The 13,684-nt window shown below is 64.7% G+C and carries 14 protein-coding genes; 8 read left to right on the forward strand and 6 right to left on the reverse strand.

The genetic code is table 11. The features are described from left to right. The 5 genes from pcaG to Q2M23_RS38590 all read left to right on the forward strand — a co-directional run. On the forward strand, window positions 1–407 hold a 407-nt coding region (gene pcaG / locus Q2M23_RS38570; RefSeq protein WP_316398842.1), incomplete at its 5' end, for a protocatechuate 3,4-dioxygenase subunit alpha. Window positions 408–550: 143 nt separating this feature from the next. Beyond that, entirely contained in the window at window positions 551–847 is a 297-nt protein-coding gene (locus Q2M23_RS38575) for a metalloregulator ArsR/SmtB family transcription factor (RefSeq protein WP_316398843.1), read from the forward strand. Window positions 848–908: 61 nt separating this feature from the next. After that, a complete protein-coding gene (locus Q2M23_RS38580; RefSeq protein WP_316398844.1) occupies window positions 909–1,364 on the forward strand; it encodes an SRPBCC domain-containing protein in 456 nt (151 codons plus the stop codon). A gap of 21 nt (window positions 1,365–1,385) precedes the next feature. Beyond that, window positions 1,386–2,240: a shikimate dehydrogenase gene (locus Q2M23_RS38585; RefSeq protein WP_316398845.1), complete on the forward strand. Its 855-nt coding sequence runs from the start codon at window positions 1,386–1,388 to the stop codon at window positions 2,238–2,240. Between the two features lie 14 nt (window positions 2,241–2,254). After that, the gene (locus Q2M23_RS38590) at window positions 2,255–3,424 is read left to right on the forward strand and encodes a Gfo/Idh/MocA family protein (protein WP_057015446.1); all 1,170 of its coding nucleotides are present in this window, start codon (window positions 2,255–2,257) and stop codon (window positions 3,422–3,424) included. A 443-nt stretch (window positions 3,425–3,867) separates the two neighbouring features. Here the strand turns inward: Q2M23_RS38590 and Q2M23_RS38595 are convergent, their stop codons facing one another. The 4 genes from Q2M23_RS38595 to Q2M23_RS38610 form a co-directional block, all read right to left on the reverse strand. Further along, window positions 3,868–5,178 carry an ABC transporter substrate-binding protein gene (locus tag Q2M23_RS38595; RefSeq protein WP_057016785.1) on the reverse strand — a complete coding sequence of 437 codons (1,311 nt, stop codon included), beginning with the start codon at window positions 5,176–5,178 and terminating at the stop codon, window positions 3,868–3,870. A 284-nt stretch (window positions 5,179–5,462) separates the two neighbouring features. Continuing rightward, the gene (locus Q2M23_RS38600; protein ID WP_316398846.1) at window positions 5,463–7,019 is read right to left on the reverse strand and encodes an MDR family MFS transporter; all 1,557 of its coding nucleotides are present in this window, start codon (window positions 7,017–7,019) and stop codon (window positions 5,463–5,465) included. 97 nt (window positions 7,020–7,116) lie between these two features. Further along, window positions 7,117–8,289, reverse strand: coding sequence for an HlyD family secretion protein (locus Q2M23_RS38605; protein ID WP_253588282.1), 1,173 nt, complete (start codon window positions 8,287–8,289; stop codon window positions 7,117–7,119). Continuing rightward, window positions 8,282–8,761 (reverse strand): MarR family winged helix-turn-helix transcriptional regulator, encoded by a 480-nt coding sequence (locus tag Q2M23_RS38610; RefSeq protein ID WP_085970781.1) that lies wholly within the window; start codon window positions 8,759–8,761, stop codon window positions 8,282–8,284. The genes Q2M23_RS38605 and Q2M23_RS38610 overlap by 8 nt, the downstream gene beginning before the upstream one ends. A 167-nt stretch (window positions 8,762–8,928) precedes the next feature. On the opposite strand from Q2M23_RS38610, the gene Q2M23_RS38615 reads away from it, so the two are divergent. Both Q2M23_RS38615 and Q2M23_RS38620 read left to right on the forward strand, forming a co-directional pair. Then, window positions 8,929–9,417 carry a Fur family transcriptional regulator gene (locus Q2M23_RS38615; RefSeq protein WP_316398847.1) on the forward strand — a complete coding sequence of 163 codons (489 nt, stop codon included), beginning with the start codon at window positions 8,929–8,931 and terminating at the stop codon, window positions 9,415–9,417. Between the two features lie 231 nt (window positions 9,418–9,648). Continuing rightward, window positions 9,649–10,605 (forward strand): DMT family transporter, encoded by a 957-nt coding sequence (locus Q2M23_RS38620; protein ID WP_316398848.1) that lies wholly within the window; start codon window positions 9,649–9,651, stop codon window positions 10,603–10,605. A gap of 187 nt (window positions 10,606–10,792) precedes the next feature. On the opposite strand, the gene Q2M23_RS38625 is transcribed toward Q2M23_RS38620, so the two are convergent. After that, window positions 10,793–12,061, reverse strand: a complete 1,269-nt coding sequence (locus Q2M23_RS38625; RefSeq protein WP_316398849.1) for a DUF805 domain-containing protein — start codon at window positions 12,059–12,061, stop codon at window positions 10,793–10,795. Window positions 12,062–12,224: 163 nt separating this feature from the next. Between Q2M23_RS38625 and Q2M23_RS38630 the strand changes: the two genes are divergently transcribed. After that, complete coding sequence (locus Q2M23_RS38630) at window positions 12,225–12,413, forward strand: hypothetical protein (RefSeq protein ID WP_038387623.1); 189 nt, start codon at window positions 12,225–12,227, stop codon at window positions 12,411–12,413. A 220-nt stretch (window positions 12,414–12,633) separates the two neighbouring features. On the opposite strand, the gene Q2M23_RS38635 is transcribed toward Q2M23_RS38630, so the two are convergent. Then, window positions 12,634–13,509 carry a sulfurtransferase gene (locus tag Q2M23_RS38635; RefSeq protein WP_057016781.1) on the reverse strand — a complete coding sequence of 292 codons (876 nt, stop codon included), beginning with the start codon at window positions 13,507–13,509 and terminating at the stop codon, window positions 12,634–12,636. Window positions 13,510–13,684: the final 175 nt, after the last annotated feature.

Genomic DNA, 13,684 nt, shown 5'->3' on the forward strand with positions numbered 1-13,684 from the left:
GCATGCTGGAGATCTGGCAGGCCGATAGCCAGGGCCGCTTCTCCGATCCGCAGGATGCGCGCGCGCTGCCCAATTCGGGTTTCAAGGGCTTTGGCCGCTGCGGCACCGACAAGAGCGGTGGCTACGCCTTCGACACCATCAAGCCGGGCGTGGTGCCGGATGCCGACGGCAAGCCGCAGGCGCCGCATATCGGGCTCGCGGTGTTCGCGCGCGGCATGCTGCTGCACCTCTACACCCGGATCTATTTCGAAGATGAAGCCGGCAACGCCACAGATTCCACGCTGGCGCTGGTGCCGGCCGATCGACGCGCGACGCTGATCGCCAGGCGCAACGCCGGCGCGGGCAGCGTCTACACCTTCGACATCCATCTGCAGGGCGACAACGAGACCGTGTTCTTCGACGTCTAGCTGCGCGCCGCCAGCGGCGCGCCAATCCAACTTTGGGGGACGGCCGAAAAATCCGCTGCGCGCGTTCGCCGCAGCGGATTTGGCTTGAACATGCGGAATCGGTTATATAATAAGGTTATTATATAACCGATGAGAGATAAAGCATGGCCAACCTCGACGCCGCCTTTTCCGCGCTCGCCGACCCGACCCGCCGGGCGATCCTGGCGCGCCTCGCGCTGGGCGAGGCGACTGTGATGGAGCTAGTCGAGCCGTTTGACATGACCCAGCCCGCGATCTCCCGCCATCTCAAGGTGCTCGAGGGCGCCGGCCTGATCGTGCGGCGGATCGAGGGCACCAAGCGACCGTGCCGGCTGGCGCCATCAGCGGTTACCGAGATCGATCAATGGCTCGGCATGCTGCGCCGTGCGCTGGAAACCAAGTCGGAGGCCAAGCGGTCTTAGGAAGACAACTATAACACTCAACTCCTTGGCTCACAGAACGACATGGCTACGATCCGACTTGTTGACGCTGAAGACCGAAGGCGACCGCTATGTCGTCGTGACCAGGCGCTTCGTCGCGCCGCCGGAGGCGGTGTATCGGGCGCATACCGAGCCGGAGCTGTTGCAGAAATGGCTGCTCGGTCCCGACGGCTGGACCATGCCGGTCTGCATCAGCGAGGCGAAGCCCGGCGGCAGGATCCGCTACGAATGGACCGACGGGAAGGGCGGCGGCTTTCATTTGACCGGCGAATATCTCGCGCTCGAACCGTTCAGCCGCATCGTGCATGTCGAGCGCATGCATCTGCCGGATCCGACGCCGGACAATCATGTCGAGACGCGCTTTGCGCCCGACGGCGACGGCACCTTGATGACGATGCGGATGACCTTGCCGGATGCCGAAACGCGCGCAGCGATGCTCGCGACCGGCATGGAGCACGGCATGGAAGACAGCTATGCTCGGCTCGACCGCATGAGCTGAACGCGACTGACGTGAGGGACAATGCGCGACCGTTTCCTGACGGGGCTGATTGGCTATCCGATCGCGCATTCGGCGGCGCCTGCGATGCACGAAGCGGCCGCAGCAGCGCTCGGCGTTCGCGTCCACTACCAGCTCATCGAGGTCAACGGCGCCGGCCGCGACGAGCTGCGCGCGATGCTCGACGGCATCCGGCGGCTCGGCTTTGCCGGCGTCAATGTCACCTTTCCCTACAAGGAGGCGGTAGTCGAGCTGCTCGACGATCTCGCACCCGATGCGCGTGCGATCGGCGCGGTCAACACCATCGTCGTCGATCGCACGCGGCTGGTCGGACACAACACCGACGCGACCGGCTTTGCGCGCGCAATCGCGCCGCTGCTTGCGTCAGCGCCGCGCGGCCCGATCGCGCTGATCGGTACCGGCGGCGTCGGCAAGGCAATCGCCTTCGCGCTCGCCATCCTCGGCGTTGGTGAGCTCCGCATCTTCGATGCCGATGCCGCGAAGGTCGCGCGGCTGGCCGGTCAGTTGGCCGGCCGTCATGCGGTTCGTGGTGTCGCCGGCGTCGAGGGCGCGGTCGATGGCGCGACCGGCGTCGTCAACGCAACGCCGGTCGGCATGCTGCCGAGCCGCGACAGTCCTGTGCCGGACGGCTTGTTGCATCCGTCGATGTGGGTCGCCGACGCCGTCTACACGCCGCTGTGGACGCCGCTGCTGTTGGCGGCCAAGGCCAAGGGCGCCAAAGTTCTGACCGGGCGCGATCTTGCGATCTACGCAGCAGCGGACGCGTTCGAATTGTTCACGACAATGATGCCTTCGACGGATGTCATGGCAAATGCGTTCGACGCGGTGATGGCCGCACGCTACTCTGCGCCCGCCTGAGGGGCGGAGACAAAATGACAAAAATCAGGATCGGGCTGGCCGGCTGCGGCTTCGTGTCGGAGCTGCATATGGTTGCCTACCGGCGCGTCTATGGCGTCGACGTCGAGGTGAGGGCGGTCGCGGCGCGCGGCGATCATGTCAATGCGTTCGCCCGCAAGCACGCAATCCCGAACGCCTATCGCAGCTTCGCCGAGCTGATCGCCGACCGCGAGCTTGACGTGATCGACATTTGCACGCCGCCGAACCTTCACGCCGCGATGATCGTCGAGGCAATGCAGGCCGGCAAGCACGTGATCTGCGAGAAGCCGTTCAGCGGCTATTTCGGCCGCGACGGCGACAAGGCGCCGATCGGCAGGCATGTGCCGAAAGCGCTGATGTACCAGCGGGTGATGGAGGAGATGGAGGTGACCCGCGCCGCGATCGAGCGAAGCGGACAACTCTTCATGTATGCGGAGGACTGGATCTACGCACCGGCGGTGACCAAGACCGCGGAGATCATCCGCGCGACAGGCGACAAGATCCTGTTCATGAAGGGCGAGGAGAGCCATTCCGGCTCGCATGCGGCGCATGCCGCCGAGTGGGCGATGACCGGCGGCGGCTCGCTGATCCGGATGGGCTGTCATCCCCTGTCGGCGGTGCTCTATCTCAAGCAGGTCGAGGCCAAAGCGCGCGGCGAGACCATCACGGTCGCCAGCGTCACCTGCGACGTCGGCAATGTCACCGCCGGCCTTAAATCCGAGGAGCGCGCCTACATCAAGGCCAATCCTGTCGATGTCGAGGATTGGGGCACGCTGACCGCAACCTTCTCCGACGGCACCAAGGCAACGGTGTTCTCCGGCGACATGATCATGGGCGGCGTGCGCAATTTGATCGAGACCTATACGAGCGGCGGCTCACTGTTTGCCAACATCACCCCGAACACGCATCTGACCAGCTACCAGACGAGCGAGGAGAAGCTCGCCTCGGTCTACATCACCGAAAAGGTCGATCGCAAAACTGGCTGGCAATATGTCTGCCTCGAGGAGGAATGGACCCGCGGCTACCTGCAGGAGATCCAGGATTTCATGGAATGCGTCGCGACCGGGCGGCAGCCCCTCGCGGACCTCGCGCTGGCGTATGAGACGACCAGGGTAAATTACGCCGGCTACTGGGCGGCGGATGAGGGCAGGCGGGTGGTGTTGTAACGGCGCGGGAGGAGCAGCGTGATTGCTCTCGTCCCATAGTGCGTATGTCGGGCCGTCCATCCTTCGAGGCTCGCTCCGCTCGCACCTCAGGATGACGGAGTCGAGAGCAGCATGTGAGTCTGGTACGTCGTCGCACTCCTTTTGGTTACCCTGCGGCTGCTCTTCCCTTCTCCCCTTGTGGGAGAAGGTGGCGCGCACAGCGCGCCGGATGAGAGGTTGTCACCGCGTCATTCGCTCGAGCGGCGAGGCGACATCTCACCTCACCTCGCCCCGCTTGCGGGGAGAGGTCGGATTGCATCGCCAGATGCAATCCGGGTGAGGGGGTACAGGTCTCATCGCGATCGCATTCGCGGAGAGAAGCCCCTCACCCCAACCCTCTCCCCGCAACAGCGGGGCGAGGGAGCGCAGCCCCGATGCGGCGGCAGTCTCGCCTCGTCGCCACGCTACGCCGCGTAGACCGATCCCTTCGGCAGCGGGAATACCGGATCCTGCGTGCGGATATTGGTCGGCCACACCACGGTGATGCGCTCGCCGGCGTTCTGCATCACGACCGGCGTCGAGCGCTCGTTCTGGCCGGACAGCGGCGTGCCCGGCGGATAGAACTTCACGCCATAGCCCTGGATGGTGCCCCCTGCGGGGATGTCGACGTCGAGCGCCGCCTTGCGGATCGCCTCGGGATCGAAGCCGCCGTACTTCTCCTTGGCGACCGGCAGCACATTGTTGAGCAGGATCCAGGTCTGGTTGAAGCCCATCGAGCAGTGCGGCGGCACTTCGGTCGCATTGGTCTTCTCGCGGTAGCGCGCGACCATGGTCTTGGTGAGGTCGCCGATTCCCGGCGCGAGCTTGGCGGGATCGAGCAGCTGCGCCGGCACCGGATCGATGTTGCAGAAATTGTCGATGTCGGCGCCGAAGGTCGCGCGCAGCTTGTCGAGCTGGCTGTAGCCTGCGCCGGCGCCGAACAGCATCTTGAACTTCAGCCCGCTCTCGCGTGCCTGGCGCAGGAACAGCGTGATGTCGGGATTGTAGCCGGCATGCGAGATCACGTCGGCCTTGGCGCGCTTCAGCTTGGTGACCAGCACCGAGAGATCGGGCGCGGAGGCGGAATAGCCCTCCTTCAGCGCGACCTGGAGCCCGACCTCCTTGGCGAAGGCTTCGTCCGCGGCGGCGACGCCGACGCCATAGGGTCCGTCCTCATGGATCAGCGCCACCTTAACGTCCTTCGGCTCCATGCCGAGCTTGGCCTTGGCGTGCTCGTTGATGAAGCTCGCGAAGGCCTGGCCGTACTGGTCGGAATGGATCTGCGCGCGGAATACGTATTGCAGGTTCTTGTCCTTGAACACGGCGGTCGAGACTGCGGTCGTGATCCACAGGATCCGCTTCTGCTGCTCGACCTTGGCGGCGAGCGGCACCGCGTGGGAGCTTGCGAACACGCCGTTGAGGATGTCGACCTTCTCCTGGTCGATCAGGCGATTGGCCTCGTTGATCGCGACATCAGGCTTGCTCTGGGAATCGACGTTGACCGGCGCGATCTTGTACTTGCCACCGATGCCGCCCTTCTCGTTGACGAGGTCGATCGCGATCTGGGTGCCGATCGAGGAGGCGACCGAGCCGCCGGCGGCGAACGGGCCGGTCAGGTCGTAGATCACACCGATCCGGACCGTCTCGGCCTGCGCCTGCGCCCGTGTCCAATCCAAGCTGAAAGCAGCGGCGGCAGCCGCTGAAGTCTTCAGCAGCGTCCTGCGTGAAGTCGGCATCGCGTCCTCCCCTGAAACCGTCAGTTGTATGACGGGTCTGTTTGTTTTCGCGGAGTATTGGGAGGCAAGGTCGGAAAGTCAACGCGGCTTGCGGCTGCGGCGTCTTGCGCTTTCGGAGGGGGCGTCCTCACTCTTTCACCGTCACCCTGAGGAGCGCGTAGCGCGTCTCGAAGGGTCGACGGCCACCAACGGGGCCGTGCATCCTTCGAGGCTCGCAAGTGCTCGCGCCTCAGGATGACGGTGTGACCAATCGCCCCGACACTCGGAGAACGTAGGGCGAAAACCTACTCCATCACCGCGGCATGATCCGATGGCGCCGACTGCGCGCGCAGCGTGGCCTTGGTCGAGCCGATCATCAGCGCGAGCGGGATCGAGACCAGGATGAACAGCATCACCAGCTGGTAGTCGTGCGAGAACGCGATGATCTGCGACTGCGCCGCCACCATCTTGTCGGCCATCGCGCGGCCGGCATCGGTGTTGAGGTTGATCATGCCCGATACGTCGGGCATCTGCAGCGCGTGGTTGAACGGATTGATCTGCTCCGACAGCTTTGCGTAGATCCGCCGTCCGCCTTCCGTCAGCTGCGCGATCACGATCGAGATGCCGACCGAGCTTGCGACGTTGCGCAACAGCGTCAGCATCGAGGTGCCGTCGGTGCGCAGATGGTTGGGCAGCGACATGAACGCCACCGTCGACAGCGGCACGAACACGAGGCCGAAGCCGAAGCCCTGGATCACGCTGACGACGATGATCTCGTTGGCCTGCGTCATGTCGGTCCAGCCGGTCATCTGGAACAACGAGGCCGCGGTCAGCGCCAGGCCGGAGACGATCAGCGTGCGCGCCTCGATGTAGCGCATCATGCGGCCGACCAGCATCATCGCGACGAAGGTGCCGGCGCCGCGGGTCGCCAACAACAGGCCCGCGGTGATGATCGGGTAGCCGACCACGTTCTGCAGATAGGGCGAGGACAGCGCCATCGTCGAATACAGCACGAGGCCCATGACAGTCATGAACACGCAGCCGCCGAGGAAGTTCTTGTCCTTGAACAGCGCGAACTGGATGAACGGCCGGCTGGTCGTCAGCGAATGGGCGAAGAAATAGTAGAAGCCGATCGCGGAGACGATGAATTCGATCATGATCTCGTTGGATTCCAGCCAGCCGAGCTGCTCGCCGCGGTCGAGCGCGAGCTGCAGCGAACCGATCGCGACCGCGAGCGCGCCGAACCCGAACCAGTCGAAGCGCAGATTGAGGTCTTGCTTGGTCTCGTCCATGAAGACGGCAAGGCCGAGCACGGTGATGGCGCCGAATGGCAGGTTGACGAAGAACACCCAGTGCCAGGAATAGGTCTCGGTCAGCCAGGCGCCGAGCGAGGGCCCCATGATCGGGCCCATCATCACGCCCATGCCCCAGATCGACATCGCTTTCGCGCGCTCATGCAGCGCGTAAGAGTCGAGCATCACGGCCTGCGACAGCGGCACCAGCGCCGCGCCGAACACGCCCTGCAGCAGGCGGAACAGCACCATCTGGTTGATGTCCTGCGCCAGGCCGCAGAACACCGAGGCGACGGTGAAGCCGGCCGAGCAGATGATGAAGATGCGCTTGCGGCCATAGCGGTTGGCGATCCAGCCCACCGGCGCGGTCATGATCGCGGCCGCGACGATGTAGGAGGTCAGCACCCAGTTGATCTGGTCCTGCGAGGCCGACAGCGAGCCCTGCATATAGGGCAGCGCGACGTTGGCGATCGTGGTGTCGAGCGCCTGCATGATCGTCGCGGTCATCGCGCAGATCGTCACCATGTTCCGGCGCATGCCGGGTACGGCGGATGGTGACGGTGCATTCATTCAGGTCGGTCCTGTTCGAGCGCTGGAAACCCGCTCCCCCGCAAGCGGGAGAGGGGGCGCACTGTCTCTGCGGTCGATGATCGACCGCTTCTTCTCTCTACTCGTGGTCCGGGTGCGCCGAGGCCGGCGCCAGCCCGAGCAGGCCGGCCAGCGTGCGGCGGTGGTTGGTGTCGATCGTCGCGTAGACGCTCATGCCGGCTTTCAGCTTCTTCACGAACGGATCGTTCTCGTCGAAATAGATCCGCACCGGCACGCGCTGCACCACCTTGACGAAGTTGCCGGTCGCGTTCTGCGGCGGCAGGATCGCGAACTGTGCGCCGGTGCCGGGCGACAGCGAGCCGACCTTGCCCTTGAACCGATGGTTGGGGAACGCGTCGACGTCGAGCTCAACCGGCTGGCCGACCGCGACATAGGTGAAGTCGCTTTCCTTCGGATTGGCGTCGACCCAGGGATGGTCGACGTCGATGATCGAGAACACCGGCGAGCCGGCGGCGACGAAGCGGCCGAGCTGGATCTGGTCGACCTGGGTCGCGACGCCGTCCATCGGCGCGCGCAGCACGGTGTGGTCGAGATTGCGCTGGGCGTCGTCGAGCTTGGCCTTGGCCTGGGCGTAGGGCGGGAACTGTTCGATCGGCAGGTCGATATCGCCGAGCAGCTGCGTCTTGTCCTTGGAGATCTGCTGCCTGATGTATTGCGCCAGGCTCTCGGCCGTCACTTGCGCATTCGCCGCGTTGTCGAGGTCGAGCTGCGAGCCGAAATTCTGCTTGGCCAGCGTCGACTTGCGTTCGACGTCGCGCTTCTTCAATTCGATGCTCTGCTGGGCGAATTCCAGCATCCTGCCGTTGATCTTGATGTTGTCGACCAGGTTGTCATAGGTGGTCCTGGTCTGGTCGAGCGCGGCCTTGGCCTGCGCCACCGCGAGGCGGAACGGCACGGGGTCGATCTCGAACAGTTCGTCGCCCTTCCTGACGTGCTGGCCTTCCTTCACGACGATCTTGTCGATCTTGCCGGAGATTTCCGGCGTGATCAGCACCTTCTGCGCGCCGACATAGGCGTCGTCGGTGCCGACATAGCGGCCGCCATTGAGATAGAACACGATGCCGCCGATCGCAGCGAGCGTCGGCAGCACGACCAGCAGCAGCGTGCGGCGATAGCGCCGCAGACCGGCCATCAGGCGACGGCGCGGCGCGCGGCTGGCCTTGCCCGACGGCGCAGGCTCGCCCGGATTGCTCTTCTGCTCGGGGGCCAGTTTGAGGACGGGTTCAGCCATAGCGCTGTTCCTTTCGGGAGGGCTCGCCGGCTGGGGTCTGGACGGCATTGCGAACGTTTTCCTTGATCGATTCCAATTGGGTGAGCAGGCGATACGCGTCAGCGGGGCTGATGCCCTCGAGCGCGGTCGCGGTGAGTTCGGAGCGGAGGCCGGCGAGCTTGCCGAGCAGCGGGCGCGCGGCCTTCTTCAGATAGAGGCGGTTGACGCGGCGATCGTTCTCGTCGCTGCGGCGCTCGATCCAGCCATTGTCGCAGAGCTTGTCGATCAGCCGCGTCAGCGTGATCGGCTGCACCTCGAGCAGCTCGGCGAGCTCGGTCTGTTTCAACCCTTCCTGGCGTTCCACCTTGGACAGCACGGCCCATTGCGCGCGGGTGATGCCGTAGCGTGCGGCCTCCTTGTCGGCATAGACGCGGATCAGCCGGAACACTTCGCCCAACGTAAACAAGAAATCGGTGTCCACCGAACCGCGCATCGATCCTGCCTCCATAAGCTTGGGATATAATAAGCTTGCTTATGATTTCTGCATGCCGGGTTAACGCGAGGCTGCCCCGCATTGCGGGCATGGCTGCAACGCGGCGGCGAACCGGGGTTGAGAGCCGGGCTTTGGGAACGGGCGCGCAAATGCTACATATCGAGGCAATGAGCCTGGCCAAGCCGACATTTCCTGCCCCCGACCACGATCACGGCCGCTGCGCCGCGGACGCGATGGCGCATGCCGAGCAGGTGTGTGTGCGCCGCGGCCAGAAATTCACCCCGATCCGCCGTCAGGTGCTGCAGGCGCTGCTGTCGAGCCATCGCCCGCTCGGCGCCTATGAGGTGATCGACGAGCTGGCCAAGACGATGCCGCGGCCGGCACCGATTACCGTCTACCGCGCGCTCGACTTCCTAATGGAGAACGGCCTCGTCCACCGCATCGAGAGCCGCAACGCCTTCCTCGCCTGCGCGCACGACCATGACGAGACCTCGATGGTGGCGTTTTTGATCTGCGACCATTGCGGCTCGGTCGGCGAGATCCCGGCCGCCCCCGTCGCGCAAAGCCTGACCGCGGCGGCGCGGGCCTCGGGGTTCATCCCGAAACTCTCCGTCGTCGAGATCGCCGGCACCTGTGCGCACTGCCAAAAGACGTGATGGCGCGATGGTTTCAGCTAACTCGCACTGCTTTCGAGCTACCTCGCCCCGCTTGCGGGGAGAGGTCGAAATTCGCGGTAGCGAATTTCGGGTGAGGGGGACTCTCCGCACGCTCGCCTCTATCGAATTTGCGGCGACGGCCCCTCACCCCAACCCTCTCCCCGCAAGAGCGGGGCGAGGGAGCCCAACCGGCAATTAACAACACGGCACCAAGCCGGCCCGCGAGGAAACATGTCGACCCAAGCGATCTCCGCCAGCGTCACAAGGCCCGTCAGCGTCGGACACGGGCTGCCGCCCGGCGCCATCGCCGTGATGCTGATGCTGTGCGTGAGCTGGGGCTTCAACCAGCTCGCGGTCAAGCTTGCGCTGCCCGACGTGCCGCCGATGCTGCAGGCGATGATCCGCTCCGCCGGCGCGCTGCCGGTGATGCTGATCGTCGGCCACCTGCGCGGCGTCAAATTCTTCGAGCGCGACGGCACCCTCGTCCCCGGGATCGTCGCCGGGCTGATGTTCGGCTGCGAGTTCGTGCTGATCTTCACCGGCCTCGTCTTCACCTCGGCCTCGCGCGCCTCGGTGTTCCTCTACACCGCGCCGTTCTTCGTTGCGCTCGGCTCGCACCAGTTCCTCGGCGAGCGTCTCTCGACCGTGCAGTGGAGCGGGCTTGCGCTGAGCTTTGCCGGCGTCGCGCTCGCGATCGGCGTGCCGCAGCCGAACGTCGATGCCAAGGTGCTGCTCGGCGACCTCATGGTGGTCGGCGGCGGCGCGCTGTGGGCGGCAACTACGCTGGTCGCCAAGGGCACGGGCTTGCGCAAGGCCGCGCCGGAAAAGGCGCTCGGCTACCAGGTCGCGATCTCGATTCCGATCCTCGGCCTCGCCGCCTGGATCGCGGGCGAGCGCATCGAGCATGTGCCGAGCGCGCTGTCGATCTCGCTGCTCGCCTATCAGGCGGTCTGGGTGGTGGGCTGCACGTTCGTCATCTGGTTTGCGATGGTGAAAACCTACTCCGCGAGCAAGCTGTCGGCCTTCACCTTCGTCACGCCGCTGTTCGGCGTCGTCGCGGCCTATTTCATCATGCACGACACGTTGACGGCGGTGTTCGGCGTCGCCGCGCTGCTGGTGATCGCCGGGCTCTATCTCGTCAACAAGCCCGACCCGAAGGTGACGCCGGATCCCAACGTGCCGGCGTGAGGTTATCCTGGGTGCCGTGCGCTCAACTCTCTCCCCGTCATGCTGAGGAGCGCGGAACGCGCGTCTCGAAGCACGACGGCCCAGCCGGCACCCGGGCCGTTCATCCTTTGAGGCTCGCAAGAGCTCGCGCCTCAGGATGACGAGCAAAGAGGAGCGGAATGCCGCAGACAACCGGGGCGCAATCCCGTTACATCATCCGCTCATGCATCTCGAAATCGACGTAGACCGGCGGAAGATGCAGCCCGCGGCCGGCAAGCATTTTTGCGCTCCCGGCTCCGAGATCGGTGACCTCGAGTGAGATGCCGAGCCCGTCCCGGTAGAGGATCGGCTGATAGCCCTTGATGATTCTCTGGCCGAACGCGGGATAGGGCGGCGCGCCATCGGAGAACGCGTGGCGGAATGCCTGGTAGAGCGTCGACGATCGCAGGGTCTCCATCGCGGCGCGCCCATCCCCTTCGGCAAGGCAGATGCGGATTCGGAAATAGGTGTTGTAGCTTTGACGCAGCTTCTCGATCGCAATGAATCCGGCTGCGCCCGCTCCGTCGAGCGCGTAATAGGCCGTCGTCCGATCCTGTTCCGGCGTCGCCGTCTCGGCCGCCTGCAACTGCTCTTTCTCCTTGCGCAGCAGGCCGGCAATGTCGGTCTGTCCCGCGTCCTTGCGCAGTTCAACTGCGCAATTGCGCACGATGCTGGTGCTTGCGCGATGGTTCAGGTCGATCTCCGCGCCGCCGTCCGGTAGGGCGTGCCAGCCGGCGGCCTCAAGTCGCGCCCCTGATCCGGAAAACAGCGCGTTGAATGGCGGTGAGGTGATGCCGTGTCCGTAACGCTCGCAGAGATCGACGACGATCCCGCACGCGGCGGTGACGCCGGGGTCGGTCTTGTCGGCGCCGGCCGACGCCCCGCCATCCGCCGGGATCGCGAATACGGCCATGACGGCTTTGGAAAAACCGGAGACCTTGCGTTCCGCCTCTCGCCTGGCGAGCACGGCCGGATCAGGCGGAGGTGCTTCCGATGAATCGACGCCGGACGTCGCAAGTGCCGTCGAAGCGGTCTGCAGGCTTCGGCGGCCGAGTGCGGCGAGGAAGCAGAAGGCAGAGAAAGCAAAGGCGCAGGTCGCCGGGATCGCGGCGATCAATCCATACGGCACGTGCACGCCAAACCATGCCTCGATGCGATCCTGGACAGCGGAAAAGAAGTAGAAGATGACAAACGGCGCAACGGCGAAGAACACCGCAAGGCCGGAGGTTAGGCCACTGTCGTGGAAGCGCCGGGCCGTCACGGCAAACAGCGGCAGCGCTATTGCGACGGCGGCGTAGACCGTCTTGTCGAGCTGATGGGCTGCGAGCAGGAGCAGCAGACAAAAGCCGAAGAACCACCAGAACTCGGCGCGCGAAGCCCGTCCGGTGAAATCAGCGAACTTCCTGAAACAGGTGGCGATCGACGCGGTGGGATGCACGACCATCTCCGGCAGACGGCGGCACTCTAGCGGCGAAGATTTACGTTTCCCTATTGCTGAGCGGACAATTGTGGCCTTCAGGCGCAATTGCGGACGGTATCGATTTACGTCAACATCGCCTCCACGAAGGCTCCCATGCGAGGGATGCCGTGGAGGCGCGCTGATGCCAATCGATGCCACCGATGCAATTGAAGCCGGAATTCGCTCCGCGTTCACCGCATACTCCAAGGAGGATGATCCGGACTGGCGGAGCGCGTGCTGGATCAAGCCGGATGAGTGCTCCCATCTGGCACGGAGCATTTTGAAGGAGTTGGCGGCCCGCGGCCTTGAGATCGTCAAGAAGCCGGCTTGATCGCCTCAAGACTCCGACGATTCATGTCGCGAGAATGCGGATGTATGCCTCATCGGCGCGCCAAACATTCAGCGTCGTCCTGGCGAAGGCCAGGGGACCCATTACCCCAACTGTCGGTTGTCGCGCGACGCTGGGGGCCGCTTTCCCGTTCACAAGCAAATTCGGTGGTTATGGGTCCTGGCCTTCGCCAGGACGACGGAGGAGACATCGCGCTTCCCCACTAACCCCTCTCGATTGGCAGGGACTCATCCTTCGCCCATTCGCCCATCGAGCCGTCATAGAGCGTGAGATTGTCGTAGCCGAGCCGATGCAGCTGGAACAGGTCGATGGTCGCGGAGATGCCGCCGCCGCAATAGGCGACGACGCGCTTGTCCCTGGTGATGCCTTGCGCTGCGAAGATTGCTTCGGCCTCCTCAAGCGGCACGAACGTCTTGGCCTTGGGATCGATCAAGGTCGCCGCCGGCACGCTGACGCTGCCGGGGATGCGGCCGGGCCGGCCGTAACGGCTCGGCTCCAGTCCCTTGTAGAATTGCGGGCCGAGCGCGTTGACGATGACGGTGTCGCCCTCCGTGGTCGCGGCGAGCACGTCATGCTTGTCGACGAACATGCCGTCCTTCGGCCGCGCCGGAAACGTCGCTGGCGGATAGCCGCCGGCAAGTCCGGTCTCGATGTCGCGTCCTTCGGCGGTCCATTTGTCGATGCCGCCGTCGAGCACGGCGGCACCCTCGAAGCCGAGCGAGCGCAGCATCCACCAGAACCGCGTCGCCCACATTGCGGTGCCGATCGAATAGAGCACGACGCGGCTGCCCGCCGAGATGCCGTGGCGGCCGAACGCGGCTTCGAGCTGCGCTGTCGGCGGCATCATGAAGCGCAGATGGGTATGGGCATCCGAGAATTCGGCCTGCAAATCGAGGAAATTGGCGCCCGGGATGTGGCCGGCCTCGAAGGTCTGGCGGCCCGAGACGACCATATAGGGAGCGTTGCTGCCGGCGGGGGCCGGCTCCAGATAGGTCGTGCAGTCGAACAGGCGAAGATCCGGCCGGGTCAGGATCTCGGCAAGTTCCGCCGTGGTGATCAGCTCGCTGTTGCCGGCCATTTTGCGTCCTCCCGGTGTGTGTTTAACGGGATGCTAAGATGCGCCAGATCACATGAAAAGCTGTCACTTTGCCCTTTGATTCACCCCAATCCGGTCCAATATAGCTGGGCATGCAGGACGCCGCTGCATGGCTTGCGTTTGGCCTCAATCGGCGCCATAAGCTATTGAATTCACT

The organism is Bradyrhizobium sp. 33ap4, from assembly GCF_032654765.1.
GTDB lineage: Bacteria > Pseudomonadota > Alphaproteobacteria > Rhizobiales > Xanthobacteraceae > Bradyrhizobium > Bradyrhizobium australafricanum.

Excerpts from the sequence above, each read along its gene's own strand:
- Q2M23_RS38575 (WP_316398843.1), top strand. The coding sequence starts at position 551 with ATGGCCAACCTCGACGCCGCCTTTTCCGCGCTCGCCGACCCGACCCGC.
- Q2M23_RS38585 (WP_316398845.1), top strand. The coding sequence starts at position 1,386 with ATGCGCGACCGTTTCCTGACGGGGCTGATTGGCTATCCGATCGCGCAT.
- Q2M23_RS38590 (WP_057015446.1), top strand. The coding sequence starts at position 2,255 with ATGACAAAAATCAGGATCGGGCTGGCCGGCTGCGGCTTCGTGTCGGAG.
- Q2M23_RS38595 (WP_057016785.1), bottom strand. The coding sequence starts at position 5,178 with ATGCCGACTTCACGCAGGACGCTGCTGAAGACTTCAGCGGCTGCCGCC.
- Q2M23_RS38600 (WP_316398846.1), bottom strand. The coding sequence starts at position 7,019 with ATGAATGCACCGTCACCATCCGCCGTACCCGGCATGCGCCGGAACATG.
- Q2M23_RS38605 (WP_253588282.1), bottom strand. The coding sequence starts at position 8,289 with ATGGCTGAACCCGTCCTCAAACTGGCCCCCGAGCAGAAGAGCAATCCG.
- Q2M23_RS38610 (WP_085970781.1), bottom strand. The coding sequence starts at position 8,761 with ATGCGCGGTTCGGTGGACACCGATTTCTTGTTTACGTTGGGCGAAGTG.
- Q2M23_RS38615 (WP_316398847.1), top strand. The coding sequence starts at position 8,929 with ATGAGCCTGGCCAAGCCGACATTTCCTGCCCCCGACCACGATCACGGC.
- Q2M23_RS38620 (WP_316398848.1), top strand. The coding sequence starts at position 9,649 with ATGTCGACCCAAGCGATCTCCGCCAGCGTCACAAGGCCCGTCAGCGTC.
- Q2M23_RS38630 (WP_038387623.1), top strand. The coding sequence starts at position 12,225 with ATGCCAATCGATGCCACCGATGCAATTGAAGCCGGAATTCGCTCCGCG.
- Q2M23_RS38635 (WP_057016781.1), bottom strand. The coding sequence starts at position 13,509 with ATGGCCGGCAACAGCGAGCTGATCACCACGGCGGAACTTGCCGAGATC.